The following is a 16,061-nucleotide window of genomic DNA, read 5'->3' as shown; positions in this document are numbered from 1 at the left end:
CACCGTAAAACCTTGTGCTACTCCAAATCCCTTGAGATGTTGAAATGTTCACTCCGTTTGCTGCTTCACTATTTGAAGTATCGAGCTATTCCTCTACCTACTTAACCATTACGGTTTCAGCAACGCCTTCTAACTATGCTCCCACGACCGAAACGAAACAGCTAACGACCGTGTTCAGAAGCTGCTACGTTTGCAGGACGATTGTTAGCTGCTATGTAACATCGCGTTAGGGAAAGCGCTATGGCGCTTTCCCTAAGGATTCCTTACGGTTATGCGAATTAGCTAGAATCAATAGCGCTGGAGGAATGATGAGCCAAAATCCTGAAATTGGTTCAAGAGTAATTCCAACAACAGCCGTTAGAAGGAGAATCCAGCCAGGAAAATTTGGCAAGGGAACGTTGTTTGTATGCGCCCAACAGCACAATTGCCCAATTAAGAGAAGAAATGGTGTGATCATCATGCACCAAAATGCATCTTCTCGGTCATAAAAAGGAGTCGATGGATGTGGTGCAACTGCGTTGAACCAACCCGCCTGCACAATATCCATTAAAGGGTCAGCAAATTGCCATCCAGTGATTAAAGCATGTAAAACACCTGTACAAATTAACCAATATCCACTCACTTGAAGCATCTTCATCTCAATCCTTTCTTACATACGCTACCGTATGTTTGTAGGTTAGAATTCACATAACGTAGATGTCAATACGCTACCGTATGGTCAAGAAAAAAGAGAGTTCTAAGCTTGGACAGCAAGACTGGATTGATTTGGGTCTAAAGGTTTTAGCAGAAAAAGGAGTGGAGTCGGTGCGAGTTGAGCCAATGGCTCAACTATTGAATGTGACGAAAGGTAGTTTCTATTGGCATTTCAAGAATCGAGAAGAGCTTTTGGAGGCGATCTTACAAGATTGGGTCAGTCGTGAAACAGATAGCATTATTGAGCAAGTTGAAGTGGCGGGCGGTGATGCTTCAACGAAACTGCTCTACTTGTTTGAACTGGCGATTCAAGATGATGGTCAAGTCGAACACGCGATTCGATCTTGGGCAGCGAACGATTCTAAAGTTGCGTTGCTACTTGAGCAAGTTGACCAGCGGCGTTTGAGCTACACGAAAACTTTGTTTTTAGAACTAGGCTTTACACCCTTTGAAGCAATGGTACGCGCCCGGATGGTTTATTACGCGTTGATTGGAGAGTTTACAGTCGGTACCCGAACTAACCCATCTGAACGGTTAGCTGAGGTACGGCTCCAGCATCTTATCCTCACTCGGCGAGATTGATAGGTACAGTCGCTACTGATAACCGAAAGCCACCCAATCTCAACCTACCAGACTTGAAACTACAAATTACTTGCACTCAAATGATGCAATCAAAGGATTGTTAGATACTAATAATTGATTGAGAGATTCAAGGGCTGTTGCCTCGTCACGAACATGAGCATCGATGAACATGGCGATCGCCTCCGCCATTAAATCCCGCAGTTGTTCTTCTGATTGGGTAGCTGGAAAGTCTAGAAATGGTCTGCCTGTTGTGAAATCGAATGGATCAGCAATCGAAAAATGGTTGGCTCCTTCTAGAAGCAGCAAATAACTATCACTTCTGCCACCTACGATCGCCTCTTGAAAGGTAAGCTTAATTGGTGTTGTAGCCTCTTCCCAACTCACTCCGTAGCGATGGCTACTATTAGCAATAACTCCATCACGGGTTCCTCCAATTAATAGAAGGGGTAAGGAATCTGGTAGAGATAGGATTGTGCCTGCTGCATAACCTAACTGGGTAATCGCTGCTGTATGAGCGCCATAGGCGAAAGCAGCGACAACAGATGGAAAAAAGCGTGAATCTGCGCTTTCAATTGCAACCCTACCCCCAGCCGAATGTCCTCCCAGAATGACACTATTTAAGTCGAGTAGACCCGCCAGCACCCCTTCAGTCTGGAGCCTCTCTAGCTCCCTTAGCAAAGTTGGTAAAGCAGAAGCCGTCGGAGCTTTACCATACATAGCTGGAGTCAGCATATTAATGTCAACCCCAGGAGTAAGCGCCACCATTCCAGGTAGATTTTCGGCAACCCAAGAAAATGTAATGACCACTAATCCACGCTTTGCCAACTTAACAGCCAGCCATTGATACACTTCAGGACCGCAATTAATACCGGTGAAAAGAATAACGACCTTGAAGGGGGAGTGTTGAGCATCAGCAGGAACAATGCCCATGTCCTGCTCCTGGTCACTGCCTGTCAACTGGGCAGGGTAAAAAACCTTCAGTTGAATGTTGTTGTAAGGAGGGGCAGCATCTTCAACTGTAGCGGCTCGGAAAAATGCTCGTACATTCATAATATTGATCTTGCTACTCAAACCAACGTGGCTTTAATGCTCCTTTAGAAGGGCTTTACGATCAGTTTGAGCAATTACTTTTAATTTCCAGGTCGCTTCTTACCTTAGCAGACAATCATAAGCTTTGTGACCGCTAACGTTCCGCTTCACCTGCCGCAGATAACCTCGAACACGCACAGATGACTTAATACGATCCGGGTGCATTGGGGTTGTTATGCTGCCTCGATCGCCCTTGAATCTAGGTCTTTGCCCACTTGATTAAAAGGTTATTCAAGGTGTTTCCATCTTTGATGTAATCTAGAAAGAACTTTCGTTCTTCAACTGGCAGTGTCTTGCTTGCAATAATAAATGCACGTTTACTCCAAGCATCCAACCCTTGATAACTTTCCTTAAGTTCCCTTAACCAATCTCCCATACTTAAAGCATAAGCGCTCAATAAAATTTCCCTCCTCATACTGGGTGGCGATGTATGATACACAGATATTAAGTTACTGGTATTATTCAGCATTGGCTTTCGCCCAAACAAACTTAACAATGTCATCTGAAAATACTCGTTGGACTTTATAAGATCACTATCTAGAAGATTGAAAATCTGAGTTCCTAGACCTTTCCAGTCACCTGCATAGTTATTATTAACGGAAACTAGATAGTGGCAAATATCACTAATAGCTGGAGTTAACTCATCTGCATGACTTATGCAAAAATCAACTGCTGAAGGAACTCCTACTTGAGACAAACGGCGAAGGAGCCATCGTATACGCGTGAAATTTGGCTCCCTTTCTTTAAGATAATCGGATAGAATTGTTTCAATCCGGCTTTGCTCAAATACTTTATTCTCATCCAAAGAGAGTGCTTGTGAATTAATACGCGCATATGGGTTTCGGCTTGAACGAGCACGAAGAACTACCAACATCTCCTCTTCAAAGTCGTTAATTGGTCTGTCTTGAAGCATATTTTGACAATGCACTTCAAATTCTTCACTTTCATAAATTTTTGTCTTTTGCTTTTGTACAATTAATCTTTGCTGTTTATCAAGAATGTCAGCCATTTGATAAACAATTACTCTTGCTTGTTTGTAGTCATTACAAAAGATAACAATATCATCAACATATCTACAATAGTCTAATCCTTTCATTGAGAGACTATTGTCAACAGGAATTAATGACATCTCACCCAATATGTGAGTTGAATGTGGACCTACTGGTATTCCTCTTGATACTTTAACGGTTATGCTTTCCAACAAATTTAAGATCCAATTCTTAATTTGGTTAGGAAAACCTGATGCAATCAGTTGATTTTCAATATTGTGATGATAAATTTGGTTATAAAAATCAGCTATATCGAGATAGACAGCATAGTTATAATTTGAGGACTTTTCCTTGCACTTGTTCCAAAACTCAAGCCAAGAAGCATTTGGATTGTAAAGGCTCCAGTCCTCTTGTGGCGCAAAACGGTATCCGAAGACTTTGTCATCAGAAATGGGAATTCGGCGGCTCTCTATCTGGTTTCCATATTTATAGATAATTGCAGTTAAAATGATGTTATCAAGAGGGTCAAGTTGAGTAGCAGTTCTGTAAGACAATTCATCCTTAGGGACAATGAATCTTCTTGATGCCCCATATTGGTAATTCCCTAAATCAATGTCTTTCAACTTGTTAACGGTATCATTCCCAATCTCATATAGAGAATCAAACTCAATTGGCTTGGGAAATAGATCAGTATCTCCATATTTAATTAAATGATTCAGAGACCATCTTATTGATTGTTCATCAAGTTTCACTTTGCGTTAAGCTCCTATGCTAACTAAACAAGTTAGGGGCAGCATAGCTCAGTTGAGGCAAAAATTTGCCTTAGTCAATTCTACATAAATACCTTTAGAACAATTGTCTCTGAATGCAACTTGCAGCACCTTGATTGCCAATACTTGACAGTAACCTGCCGATTTCAGGCTCCCCCAAGAACTTGCGGAATAGCTATTTCTTACAAATCGACCGGTAAACTTTTGGCTGTTTTTCTATCCAGGGTGAAGCAGCATAACAATTTATTCTACAGAGCTTTGCTGTAGATCCGCTCAATCTGGTTAGATCAACGACTACTTTGCTGTAGATTTGCTAACAAGGGGTCGAGCTACAGCAGCCTTGCTGCGGATCTCCCTGATTTAAGGAAGACTTACAGCAAGGTTCCACAGATCTGCCCAAGCTCAATTGGAGTGGGCATGGAGTAAGAAGTTCGTTGGATGGATAAAGGAGAGAGGGCGATCGCCCCCTCTCCTCCCTCTTTTCTTACCTTCTTCGATCGCGTGTCAAAATACTCATTACCTCACCAGAACTAGGAGCAGGTAACAACGGACTCCACAGTCCCACTTGGGCAAAGCCGCGCCGATGCAGGTCGTGAATCGTTTCGATTACGCCATCACGAGAACCGATGATCAGAACTCGCAGGCGGTGCGAAGCAGTTCCCCCTATGGGGTAATCGCGCTCACTATTCTGAAGCGCAGAAACTTCTCTCTCAACAGTCGGGGCGTTGGGAGATTCCAAAAAACATTGAGACATGAGTTGTACTCCTTAAGGTTTTTGAGGAAACCCCAAAAACCTAGCCACCCCGCTTTTTTGACACGACAAGTCGGGGTGGCTAAGGGAGTGTTAAAATTCACCGTTAGCCGCCAGACTGCCTAGTACAGTTTGGGGGTTAGCTGCTCAGGGCTGTTGCCGCAGCCTTGGGTAGCGCTAGATCTTTGGGTAGTGTAGGGCCGTCTGTACGTAAAATTGACAACCTTAACGTGAGAGCATATCTGAGCAAACGGTATTTAGTCAAGATGACGGACTAGGGATTTTCTTGAGAGAGAAGGGAAGCGATCGCATTCGGTTGCAGCACCGTCGCGTACAGGTCAATCAGCTTTGCCTGTAGTGCCTGCTGTATAGGAGTCAATAGCCACTGCGGATCAAACTCATAGCCCAGACCCCAAAACAGTTCTGTTTCCCAGGTTTTAGTTGCTGTCATAGGCCAAATTTGCAGTGAATTAGAAGCGAGAAAAACTTTGGTTGGTCTGTCCTACAGAGCCATTTTTCAAAGAAATCCTGTGTAGGGAAGCTTTCCTACACAGCTGCTCGATCCAGGCACACAGTGCCATAAAATGGATGTTTAATTTACAGACGGGACTATACTAGCAAGACTGTAAGGACTTTTATTAGCGATTGCAGTCAACCTGAATACGGTTGTCATCACGACCTGGCTTTACAGGGGTGTTTGCTCTGAACCTATGACTTTTCTCTCAATCCTTTACGGCATTTTTCTGCTGAGCGTTCTGGGCATCTACTGGTCACTAGAGGCGCGATCGCTCAAGTTACTGATTCTGCTGGTTGCCAGCCTGGTCTTCTACAGTTCGCTGCAGCTTCAGTATGTGCCGCTGCTGCTATTAATGACGCTGCTCAACTTTTGGCTGGGACGGGCGATCGCTGCCCCACGCGACTGGCGCGCCCCCGAAGGCGAGGACTGGCAGCTTGCCCAGCAAGACTGGAACAATCGCCGCTTAAAACTCCTGTGTATAGGCGTTTTTCTGAACGTCTTGCTGTTAGTGAGTTTTAAGTATGTGCCGTTCCTGGTGTCTTCAGTTGGCGCAGTGTTGAATCTACCTGTAGCCCAGGAGAATGCCGCCTGGATTGGCGATCGCCTCATCGCCCCACTAGGAATCAGCTTCTTCACCTTTGAATGCATCGCGTATCTCGTAGACATCTATCGCGGTGCACCGCCAACCCGCAGCTTTCTGCTGTTTTCCAGCTACAAGCTATTCTTTCCAAAACTGATTTCCGGTCCGATCACCCGCTTCCATCCCCTGGCAGACCAGATCAAGACGCTGAAATTTCCGCCGCCCAACCAAATCGTCGAAGGACTCTGGCTAATTGCTTGCGGTGCGGTGAAAAAACTGCTGCTAGCCGACCACATCGGCACTCTGGTTGACCTCAGCTTCAACAACCTTCAGCGGGCAAGCAGCGGCGACCTGTGGCTAGCAACCTTTGCCTACGGCTTACAGCTTTATCTCGACTTTAGCGGCTATGTAGATGTGGCGCGGGGCAGCGCCATTCTGCTGGGATTTGAGCTACCGCAAAACTTTAATTTCCCCTACTTTTCCACTAGTATTGCTGACTTTTGGCGACGCTGGCATATTACCCTGGGCGACTGGCTCCGCAACTATCTTTACTTTCCACTGGGCGGTTCGCGCAAGAACCTAATCCGGACTTGTGTAAATCTGGCGATCGTCATGTTGATTGCCGGAATCTGGCACGGAGCCGCCTGGGGATTTGTGGTGTGGGGATTGCTGCACGGTCTAGCGCTCGTTATGCATCGGCTAACCGAGGCGCAGTCTCAACGATTCCCAGCGCTCAAGAACTGGTGGCAAAGCCTCCCCGGAACAGTAACGGCCTGGGCACTCACACAATTTATGGTGTTCACCTCGTGGATTTTCTTCCGCTTGCCTGACCTGCGTGAGTCGAGTCTGGTCGTGCAGCGCCTCTGGGGACATCCAGCAGACGCTCAATTTGCTCAAAAGATTTACGCAGAAGCATTAGGGAGCGATCGCCTCCAAATCACTTTTCTACTCTTACTGATCGTGGTGGGAATGGCGATCGCCTACCTGATTCAGCGAGGGCTAAAAGTGCAGTTAAACTGGTCAGTCAAAATTCTGCTGGTGCCAATTTGTCTATTTGCTGCATGGCTACTGGCTCCAAATGAAGCTGCGCCTTACATCTATTTTGATTTCTAATACGGAATCCGTTCTGTAAGGAAGCACTATTTGGTGTAAGGGCGAAGCACTCGGCAAAAGAATTGTGCTTCAGTGGCAGGGATTGCGACCAAGTGCTTCGCCCCAACAGATGCCGCTATTCTACAGACGAGTTTGGTATAAGTAGTAGCTGTCAAGCTTAAGGTCTTAGGTTGAAGTGTGAGACCTGACATCCCAATATTTAACTTTGAGGCGACAATTCGCGCTCTGGAGCAGTCTCTAATGGTGGACGCAGCACGAGATAGGCGATCGCCCCCAGCAATGGCACCAGTGCCACTGCCCAAAAAATTCGCTTATCCTGCAAACCCCGTCGTGCCATATCGTCACCAATCAGTGCTGGAAATAGCAGACAGAGCATACAAAAATCTAGGCTCATGACGTGGATAAAGCGATCGGTTTGCCACTGTTGAATGAAATTGCTCCAGTCTCCGGCAGTTAGACCGTAAGTGAGGAGGGCGATCGCTCCTAACGCCAGCGCCAACGCTGTCCAGCGAGAATCGAGCGGTTTGAGTAAAGCGTTCTTCTCACCGACGAAAGTTGGATTGGGTTTCCGTAAAGCCAGATAAGGCAACAGAGCAAACGCGCCTACACCAAACGAAGCCGACGCAAACAGCCAAGCTGGAACCTTTTGCCCTCTGCCGTCAATAAACACTAGACAAGCGTAGAGCATTGGCAAAACGCCCATGATGTTAAACAAAGCAATCACCAGTGGATTAATGCCATCCCACTGTCCAGTAGAGAGATCTTTGATTAACGCAAACGTATCTGGCTGATTGGGCGGAGCCAGCAAAAAAGCATAGGCAGAAAAACCCGCCCACAGCAACCAAAACGCAATCCTTCTAACCATAGCCCTCGCTTTTATCTCCAATGATCGTTACACACTCTCATCTATAGCAAGATTCAGCGGGGGTGAGAAGGCGTAGTAGGAGGATATTCTTGACTGCACTTCAGAGCAACTCTAGGTAGTAGAAGCAACCCTTAGCTGCCTGAATTGCAGCTAAGGGTTGGCGTATCTCTAAAGTATGCGCGTAGCGCTGCTATGTAATCAGAATTGCAGTCATCATATCAAAGTAGCGACTTGATTTATTACATGAACAACTTGCTCATAGCTCTGCCTGTCTCCTCGTTGCTGAAATAACTCTGCCGCTCGTTGAATGTAAGGCAGCCCATCCTGCTTCCTGCCCTGACTAACATAAAAACTGCCGAGGTTGAAGTGTGCCTCAGCTAGGTAGGGGTCAAGCTTGATCACCTGGTTGAAGTCAGCAATGCAGGCGTCATTTTTCATGTCAAAGTACATTCCGCCCCGGTTGTAGTAATAGTCAGCAACTCTAGGATTGAGTTGAATTGCCTGAGATAAATCTGCCAGCGCATATTGCCTCTGCCCCAATCCTTGATAGGCTGCGCTGCGATAGTAATATAAATCAGCCAGTTCTGGTTCTAACTGAATTGCCTCAGTGAGGCAACTGAGCGCTTGCTGGAAGTTTTCTGCATTCTGCGCCTCGGCTGCTTGTTGAATCAACGGCTCAACTGGTGAGTGCCTGGAGGCAATTCCTGAGCGGTAGTGATTTTGAATTCGAGGTAGCGCATCATCGGCTAGATAACAAGTTTCAGTTGAAAGATACAGATCGATCGCACTCTCAAAATCTGCTAAAGCTTGGGGAATATGATCGAGTTCCAGGTTGATTTGCCCTCGTGTGTAGTAAGAGTTAGCTAACGAGGGATCAAGTTGAATGCTGTAGGTTAACTCCTCTAATGCTCGTTGTCGATCGCCCAAGAGATGATATGCCAGCCCACGGCTACCATAAGCTTCAACCAGATCAGGAGCAAGCTGAATAGCCTGACCAAAGCAGGCGATCGCACTCTGGTAGTCCTGCATCGCGATACAAACGTTGCCCCAAGCAGAGTACGCTAATGCAAAATTAGGATCTAATGCAATCGCTTGTCGGAGATCAGCGATCGCTCCTCGATAATCCTCACGCTTAAACTTCTCAACTCCTTGATTCAGGAGATTGTTTGGAGTTTCTGGAGGAACTTTTGACGGAAGATAGGATCTTCCATCCAAGTCAGTTGAGTCAGAGAAATCAGGTTTACTCCACAAGGGGTTGGACTGTTGGTCAATTTTGACCGTCACCTCATGGTTACCGCGTTGCCCAGGATTACCTAGTGTGGGAACCCCTCGGTTCTGCAAGGTGAAGACCGTGTTGGGCTGGGTTTGTGGAGGAATAGTCAACGTTGTCGCTCCATCAAGGGTGTTGACCTGTATGTCGCATCCAGAGAGCGCTTGTTGAGCGCTAATCGTCACTTCTGATGATAAGTGGGTTCCCTGCCGCTGAAATTCAGGATGTGGACTCACAAACAGGTAAACATATAAATCACCAGCTTCACCACCATTTTCTCCAACATCTCCTTCTCGTGAAACTCTGAGACGAGTCCCCTGATCAACCCCTGCTGGAATAGTAATCGTCAAGTTTTTGGCGATCGCAGTTCGACCACTTTCCCCACAGGTATTGCAGATAGCTGGCTGCATTCCTAGCCAACTGCCAATGCTTCGTCGTTGCCCAGAACCTTCACAAACATGGCACCTTTCTAAATGGCGAATCCGAATTATTTCTTCTCCACCTAAAACTGCCTTACGAAAATCTAATGTCAAATCAAACTGTAGATCTTCGCCGCGCCGCGCTACCATGTTTCAGCCCTTGGTTGTCTAATGTGTACATACATCTGGGATAAAGTACAGTTAGTTACCTAAACCCCAAAGCATTTGGACATATACAGTAGATTCAATTGCAGAAACAGGATTTACGTATTGAGTGCAGTGTCCTAATTGCTGGGAGCAGCACTTTTGGGTGGGCGAAGAGGCAGGCGCACCTGAAAGCGTGTATCCCCAGGCTTTGACTCAAAGTGAACATCACCCTTGTGTTGACCGACGACAACGCGGCGAACGATGTCTAGTCCTAACCCTGTGCCTTTGCCAACTTCTTTTGTGGTAAAAAACTGTTCAAATATGCGGGGTTGGATATCAGCAGGAATGCCCCCTCCGTCATCAGCAATCTCAATCAGGACGCGATCGCCCTCTAGCGCAGTGCGAATCCACAGATGTCCCTTTCCCTGAGTTGCATCGACGGCATTATCAATCAAATTTGTCCACACCTGGTTTAGCTGAGGTCCGTAGGCACAAATTTTAGGTAAGTCACCGTACTCACGTTTGACCGTCATTCCATATTTCAACTTATGTTTCAGGATAGTGAGTGTATTGTTGATGCCCTCATGTATATCCAACTCTTGAAGCTGTGCCTGATCCATGTAGGAATAGCTTTTCATCGCTGTCACCAGTTCAGACATGCGGGTTGAACCGAGCTTAATGTCTTCCAAAAGCTTGATTCCGGTCAGCGTTGCTTCTAGCCAGGTCAAAACGCTGCCCAAACAGTCTGGCTCGATGTGCGTCATGATTTCATCTAGCCGCTCTGGGTGTAGATTAGCCATGACCAGCATTGGGGCGAGTTTCCAGCCATTCTCGACATCATGGGCTTCTAGCCAATCGGCGATCGCATCTTCTGCTTCACTTTGGGCGATCGGGTCAAACAGACAGCCCTGCTTAGCGGACTCTGTCGCCTGAAGATATAGGTCGCTCAAAAACTTAATCCGGTCTGCCGTCATCGGCTGCTCGTGTAGCTTGAGCGCCAGGTTGGGGAGTTTTTGCAACACCTCTTCCAGGTAAAATACATTCCGTTTAACCGCTGCCGCCGGGTTGTTTAGCTCATGGGCTAGCCCCGCAGAGAGGGTGCCAAGGGAAATCAGCTTAGCCTGCTGCTGAGTAACCGACTCGTGAATTTGCGATCGCTGCGCCGAAATTTTTAAAATGCTGCGGAAGATCGACGGACAGATTCTCAGCATTTCCCAGAAGCCCTCCGGGGTCAACTTATAGAGATGCACACGGGTTACGGTTCGCCCTGTTGTGGGATAGGCTTCATCTAACAGCAAAATCAGTTCTGCAAAAACGTCTCCCTTGCCTAACGTCACCGCATGAGCCGATTCCCCCTGCACTTCTTTTGTCCAGGTGGTTTCTCCCTGCAAAATCACATAAAAGCCATCCGCCGGGCTTCCCTGAGCGGCAATCAATTCTCCTGGCTCTAGCCAAACTTCAGTACCCTGCTCAGCGAGCCACTGCAACTGTTGATCGGGCAAATGGGCAAACAGTGACACCTGGCGCAACATCTCTTTGATGTCAGTCATCACAGCACCTCAGATTGAGCTAAGCCCAGCTTACTTCATGAAACCGCGAGAAATCCTGCGCTAAGACAGATGAGAAACGTCATTGCAAAAGTTTAATCTGCTAATGGTTGGAGCCTTATACCGTTTTGCAAGTTCCCAAAAGTTCTTGCTGAGTGAGCTTCCAGCGGTTTGTTTGAATTCAAACATTCCAGCTCTAAACTATCTAATTCCTCATCTTTTTGAGCAATTTACCTATCTAAAGATATAGCCATGACTTCTCTACAAGAACCTGTTGCCCGACGGAGCCGATCTTTCGTTACCTTGATCTGTGGTTCTGCTGCGCTGGGTGGTTTTCTATTTGGTTTTGATACAGCAGTGATCAATGGTGCGGTTGCAGCGATACAAACCGCCTTTGGTGCAAACAGCGTACAGATCGGGCTTGCTGTCTCCCTAGCACTTTTAGGATCAGCCGTTGGCGCATTTTACGCTGGACACATTTCAGATCGGTTGGGTCGAGTCAAAGCGATGATCATCGCTTCCATATTATTTACCGTGAGCGCCATTGGATCTGGACTGGCATTTGGAATTTGGGACTTTATTTTTTGGCGAATTTTAGGAGGGGCTGCGGTTGGCGCAGCTAGCGTGATTGCCCCTGCCTACATTGCAGAAGTCTCGCCTGCTGCATGGCGCGGCAGAATGGGTTCTCTGCAACAGCTTGCCATTGTGGTTGGAATTTTTATTGCTCTGCTGTGTGACTACTTTATTGCAGTCGGAGCAGGGTCGGCTGAGTCACCGTTCTGGTTTGGCGTTACAGCCTGGCGCTGGATGTTTTGGACAGAAATTCCCCCGGCAGTTCTCTATGGCATAGCGGCGTTGCGAATTCCAGAGTCGCCTCGTTATTTGGTGGCTCAGCACAGAGAGTCAGAAGCCATTCAGGTTCTCTCCAAGATTGAGAAAGGAGACATCTTGCAGAAGGTGCGTGATATCCAGCAAACGGTGATGCGAGAGCGTAAATCTAAGTTCTCAGACTTAGTGAGTCGCAGCGGTGGACTGTTGCCCATTGTCTGGTTGGGAATGGGACTATCAATCTTTCAACAGTTTGTCGGAATTAACGTCATCTTTTACTACAGCAGCGTGCTGTGGCGATCGGTTGGCTTTACAGAGGCAGATTCACTTTGGATAACGGTGATTACGTCTGTCACTAATATTGTGACGACGCTAATTGCGATCGCCTTTGTCGATAAATTTGGTCGAAGACCGCTACTACTGATCGGTTCCATTGGCATGTTTCTCACCCTAGGAACACTCGCTGCTTTGTTTGGCAATGCGCCTGTTGATGCCGCAGGCAATCCGGCTCTGAGCGATACGTCAGGACTTATCGCCCTGGTTGCAGCCAATGCCTATGTATTCTGCTTTGGGTTTTCCTGGGGTCCAATTGTCTGGGTCTTGCTGGGAGAAATGTTTAATAACAAAATACGGGCGATCGCTCTGTCTGTTTGTGCTGCCGTGCAGTGGATTGCCAACTTCCTCGTATCAACGACCTTCCCTCCCCTATTGGAGTCCTTTGGCTTGGGCACTGCCTATGGTTTGTATACCATCGCTGCTGCCATCTCATTTTTCTTTGTGCTCCTCCTGGTCAAAGAAACCAAGGGCAAAGAGCTAGAACAAATGTAGCGAAGGAAATTTCCGTGAAGGGTTACCTACTTCTGAAGATACAAGGGGCGGTTCGCGAACCGCCCCTATGCAAAACGTATCTTAGCGACGGATATTTATTCCTCCTGTAGAGGTATTTTGCAAACACCCTAAAAACTCCAAGCATCGAATTTGCGGTGTTCTCAACGCGATTAAAAATTGTATCTATAGCTACAGAATATTGCCTAAACGATAAACAAGCCTTACAATCCGTATAAGATAATACTATTTATAACGGTTATGAATTCTGGGGCAGATTTAGATTGGGAAGAAGCATTTGAATATAGACCGGGGCAAATCGTTGAATTAAAAGCCCAACCTGGCACCTTTGATACAATCGCCGATTACGAGGCAATGATGGTGCCGCCCATCTGGTTGGTGAATGATTCACATCCCCGCTATCCCCATGAGCTGCGCGTGATTGCTCAGCCACCGATGGAAGACAATCCTTTAAGACCTCAGTGTCCGTTAAACCTGGAAAAGGTTTATGCCTAACAACCGATGATTTTTTATCCATGCTCGTGCGAAATAGGGTAGTAAAGCTGCCCTCAACAAACACCACGAGCAGGAAAAATTCTTATGGTAAAGATTGGCTACCATGTTTCCCATGAACAGTTCAAGCCGAGTGAGCTGCTGAAGTACGTGCAACTGGCAGAGCAAGCAGGCTTTACCCATGCTCTTTCCTCTGATCACTTTCATCCCTGGACTGAGCAGCAAGGACAAAGTGGTTTTGCCTGGTCGTGGCTAGGGGCAGCTATGCAGGCAACAAAGCTTTCCTATCGAGTAGTTTGTGCGCCTGGGCAGCGATATCATCCTGCAATTATTGCTCAAGCCGCAGCAACTCTAGCTGAGATGTTTCCCGATCGCTTCTGGATCACGGTTGGCAGCGGACAGGCGCTCAACGAAACAATTACAGGTGATAAGTGGCCGATCAAAAGCGATCGCAATACTCGGCTCAAAGAATGTGTGGATATCATGCGATCGCTCTGGGCGGGTGAAACCGTAACTCATCGCGGACTAGTCTGTGTTGAAGAAGCCAAACTTTATTCCCGTCCTGACACTCCGCCGCTAATCATTGGGGCAGCCGTCACCGCCAAAACCGCAGAATGGCTAGGCAGTTGGGCTGATGGACTGATCACGATTTCGCGCCCACCCGACCAACTTAAGGAAGTGGTAGACGCTTTCCGTCGAGGTGGTGGAGCCGGAAAACCGATGTTGCTGAAAGTCCAACTTTCCTATGACCAAGATGAAACAGCCGCTCGCCAAAAAGCTCACGAACAGTGGCGCAGTAACATTTTTGAAAATGTATTGATGACAGAACTGCAATCCCCTCGTCAGTTTGAGGTTGCGGGTCAATTTGTGCAACCCCATGAGTTAGATGGATCCGTTCGCATTTCTGCCGACCCTCAGCAACATATTGATTGGCTGAGACAGGATATTGAGTTAGGGTTCAGCGAACTGTTACTGCATAACGTCAACCGTGAACAACAACAGTTTATTGAAGTCTTTGGTGAGAAAGTGCTTCCGGCACTTCAGCCTGTATCGGTTGGCTAGATACTCCCACAAACAGCATCTTCGATAAAACTGAACTTACTTCGACCTACAACTTCACAACCCTGCAAGAACTAGTCACTTTAGTTAAGCAGACAATTTAGTTCAAATGTACTAGCCAATGTGATATTCTACTTCTAGCAACTCATGCTAGCCAGCAGCCCACCCCAGTAGCGGCTGCTTTTTATTGGCTGTGCGTCTGCGTGGTCTGTGCCCTATAATCCTTGCAAGCGTTAAATAGCAACCTATATGAACAAAGGTGAATTAGTGGATGCGATCGCCGATAAGGCAGGAGTAACCAAGAAAGAAGCGGATGCAGTGCTAACCGCAGTGCTGGAGTCCATCCAGGAATCTGTCGCCGCAGGCAACAAGGTAACTCTCGTCGGTTTTGGCACATTTGAAGCAAGAGAACGCCAATCCCGTGAAGGGCGCAACCCCAAGACAGGTGAAGTGATGACGATTCCGGCTACGACTGTCCCTGTGTTTTCGGCTGGAAAGCTATTTAAGGAAAAGGTTTCAGAGTCTTGACGGTAGGGTGGCACCGTGAAATTTTTAAGGGGGGTTAGCCCCCAACCCCCCTGTAGGAAGCATTACGCTTCCTCAGTGTTTGACCCCAAACTGACGCAGAAGTTCCAGGCGTAGAATCTTTTTAGTCGGTTTTTCCAATCAATTTGTACAAAGGCGCAAGATTTCTCGCACACTAATGTGGCAGAGGTCTAAATCTGTGAGCAATTGATTCAAACGGGGAGGCAATTTTGATGACAGCACCATATGTATTTCTAGCCGGGGCCAGTCGCGGGGTAGGACGCGAGATTGCTAGGGGTTTAGTTGGGCGATCGCTTTCAGTCAAAGCGTTTTTACGCAGCGAGGCGGCACGGGCAGAGCTAGAGGCAATGGGAATTGCGATCGCTCTGGGAGATGCGCTGAACGTGGCTGAAGTCGAGCAAGCAATGCAGGGAGAACCGATTGGGGCAGTGATTAGCACGATCGGTGGTTTGCCTAAAGATGGTGAGCGAGCAGACTACCTGGGCAACAAGAATTTGATCGATGCTGCGGTCAAAGCAGGGGCACAAAAATTCATTTTGGTATCGTCGATTGGCAGCGGTGACAGTGTGGTAGCGCTGCCTCCTCAAGCCCTGCAAGCATTAGGTGAAGTTCTAGTCGAAAAAGAAAAGGCTGAACAGCATTTAATTGCTAGCGGATTGACGTACACCATCATTCGTCCAGGCGGGCTAAAATCGGAACCCGCAACGGGCAATGCAGTGTTAACTCCAGACCCAACTATTGCCGGATCGATTCATCGGGCGGATGTAGCAGAATTGGTTTGCCGCTGTTTGCAATCTGACCTAGCAAATAATCGCGTGCTTTCAGCGGTTGACCAGCAAATGCTTTATGGACAAAAGGAGTTTGAGAAACTAGAGGTGTAGAAGTGAAGGGAGGTGTAAAGGTGAAGGATGAAGGAAATCCCTTTTATGCGGCGTTCTAGCCCCTAGCCCCCAGTCCT

The 16,061-nt window shown here is 47.2% G+C and carries 15 protein-coding genes and 1 pseudogene; 8 read left to right on the top strand and 8 right to left on the bottom strand.

Annotated elements, in window-relative coordinates:
- A pseudogene (locus H6F88_RS12005) lies at positions 1–105 on the top strand (IS1 family transposase); the annotation flags it as partial.
- A 133-nt stretch (positions 106–238) separates the two neighbouring features.
- On the opposite strand, the gene H6F88_RS12000 reads toward H6F88_RS12005, so the two are convergent.
- The gene (locus H6F88_RS12000) at positions 239–637 is read right to left on the bottom strand and encodes a DUF6463 family protein (protein WP_190642967.1); all 399 of its coding nucleotides are present in this window, start codon (positions 635–637) and stop codon (positions 239–241) included.
- Between the two features lie 77 nt (positions 638–714).
- Between H6F88_RS12000 and H6F88_RS11995 the strand changes: the two genes are divergently transcribed.
- The gene (locus H6F88_RS11995; RefSeq protein WP_190642966.1) at positions 715–1,275 is read left to right on the top strand and encodes a TetR/AcrR family transcriptional regulator; all 561 of its coding nucleotides are present in this window, start codon (positions 715–717) and stop codon (positions 1,273–1,275) included.
- 66 nt (positions 1,276–1,341) lie between these two features.
- On the opposite strand, the gene H6F88_RS11990 is transcribed toward H6F88_RS11995, so the two are convergent.
- The 4 genes from H6F88_RS11990 to H6F88_RS11975 form a co-directional block, all read right to left on the bottom strand.
- Positions 1,342–2,325, bottom strand: coding sequence for a dienelactone hydrolase (locus tag H6F88_RS11990; protein ID WP_190642965.1), 984 nt, complete (start codon positions 2,323–2,325; stop codon positions 1,342–1,344).
- A 238-nt stretch (positions 2,326–2,563) separates the two neighbouring features.
- Positions 2,564–4,105, bottom strand: coding sequence for an RNA-directed DNA polymerase (locus H6F88_RS11985; RefSeq protein ID WP_190642964.1), 1,542 nt, complete (start codon positions 4,103–4,105; stop codon positions 2,564–2,566).
- Between the two features lie 502 nt (positions 4,106–4,607).
- Positions 4,608–4,877 (bottom strand): hypothetical protein, encoded by a 270-nt coding sequence (locus H6F88_RS11980; protein WP_190642963.1) that lies wholly within the window; start codon positions 4,875–4,877, stop codon positions 4,608–4,610.
- Between the two features lie 271 nt (positions 4,878–5,148).
- Positions 5,149–5,325: a hypothetical protein gene (locus H6F88_RS11975; RefSeq protein WP_190642962.1), complete on the bottom strand. Its 177-nt coding sequence runs from the start codon at positions 5,323–5,325 to the stop codon at positions 5,149–5,151.
- Positions 5,326–5,584: 259 nt separating this feature from the next.
- Between H6F88_RS11975 and H6F88_RS11970 the strand changes: the two genes are divergently transcribed.
- Positions 5,585–7,084 (top strand): MBOAT family protein, encoded by a 1,500-nt coding sequence (locus H6F88_RS11970; RefSeq protein WP_190642961.1) that lies wholly within the window; start codon positions 5,585–5,587, stop codon positions 7,082–7,084.
- A gap of 199 nt (positions 7,085–7,283) precedes the next feature.
- Here H6F88_RS11970 and H6F88_RS11965 read toward each other — a convergent pair whose 3' ends face one another.
- The 3 genes from H6F88_RS11965 to H6F88_RS11955 all read right to left on the bottom strand — a co-directional run bounded on the left by H6F88_RS11965 (position 7,284) and on the right by H6F88_RS11955 (position 11,335).
- Positions 7,284–7,949: a DUF2834 domain-containing protein gene (locus H6F88_RS11965; RefSeq protein ID WP_190642960.1), complete on the bottom strand. Its 666-nt coding sequence runs from the start codon at positions 7,947–7,949 to the stop codon at positions 7,284–7,286.
- Between the two features lie 213 nt (positions 7,950–8,162).
- Positions 8,163–9,788 (bottom strand): DnaJ C-terminal domain-containing protein, encoded by a 1,626-nt coding sequence (locus tag H6F88_RS11960; protein ID WP_190642959.1) that lies wholly within the window; start codon positions 9,786–9,788, stop codon positions 8,163–8,165.
- 134 nt (positions 9,789–9,922) lie between these two features.
- Positions 9,923–11,335, bottom strand: a complete 1,413-nt coding sequence (locus H6F88_RS11955) for an ATP-binding protein (protein WP_190642958.1) — start codon at positions 11,333–11,335, stop codon at positions 9,923–9,925.
- A 249-nt stretch (positions 11,336–11,584) separates the two neighbouring features.
- Here H6F88_RS11955 and H6F88_RS11950 point away from each other — a divergent pair, with 249 nt between their 5' ends.
- The 5 genes from H6F88_RS11950 (at position 11,585) to H6F88_RS11930 (ending at position 15,984) form a co-directional block, all read left to right on the top strand.
- Positions 11,585–12,988, top strand: coding sequence for a sugar porter family MFS transporter (locus H6F88_RS11950; RefSeq protein ID WP_190642957.1), 1,404 nt, complete (start codon positions 11,585–11,587; stop codon positions 12,986–12,988).
- A 258-nt stretch (positions 12,989–13,246) separates the two neighbouring features.
- A complete protein-coding gene (locus tag H6F88_RS11945) occupies positions 13,247–13,501 on the top strand; it encodes a hypothetical protein (protein WP_190642956.1) in 255 nt (84 codons plus the stop codon).
- An 84-nt stretch (positions 13,502–13,585) separates the two neighbouring features.
- A complete protein-coding gene (locus tag H6F88_RS11940; protein WP_190642955.1) occupies positions 13,586–14,560 on the top strand; it encodes a TIGR03885 family FMN-dependent LLM class oxidoreductase in 975 nt (324 codons plus the stop codon).
- A 246-nt stretch (positions 14,561–14,806) separates the two neighbouring features.
- On the top strand, positions 14,807–15,085 hold the full coding sequence (locus H6F88_RS11935) for an HU family DNA-binding protein (RefSeq protein ID WP_190642954.1): 279 nt from the start codon (positions 14,807–14,809) through the stop codon (positions 15,083–15,085).
- A gap of 230 nt (positions 15,086–15,315) precedes the next feature.
- Positions 15,316–15,984 carry an SDR family oxidoreductase gene (locus H6F88_RS11930; protein ID WP_190642953.1) on the top strand — a complete coding sequence of 223 codons (669 nt, stop codon included), beginning with the start codon at positions 15,316–15,318 and terminating at the stop codon, positions 15,982–15,984.
- Positions 15,985–16,061 lie beyond the last annotated feature (77 nt).

It is taken from the genome of Oculatella sp. FACHB-28 (assembly GCF_014696015.1).
In the GTDB taxonomy this organism is placed as follows: Bacteria; Cyanobacteriota; Cyanobacteriia; order Elainellales; family Elainellaceae; genus JAAUTN01.
The sequence above is the reverse complement of the archived record's forward strand: the minus strand, read 5'-3'. Positions and strand labels throughout refer to the sequence as shown.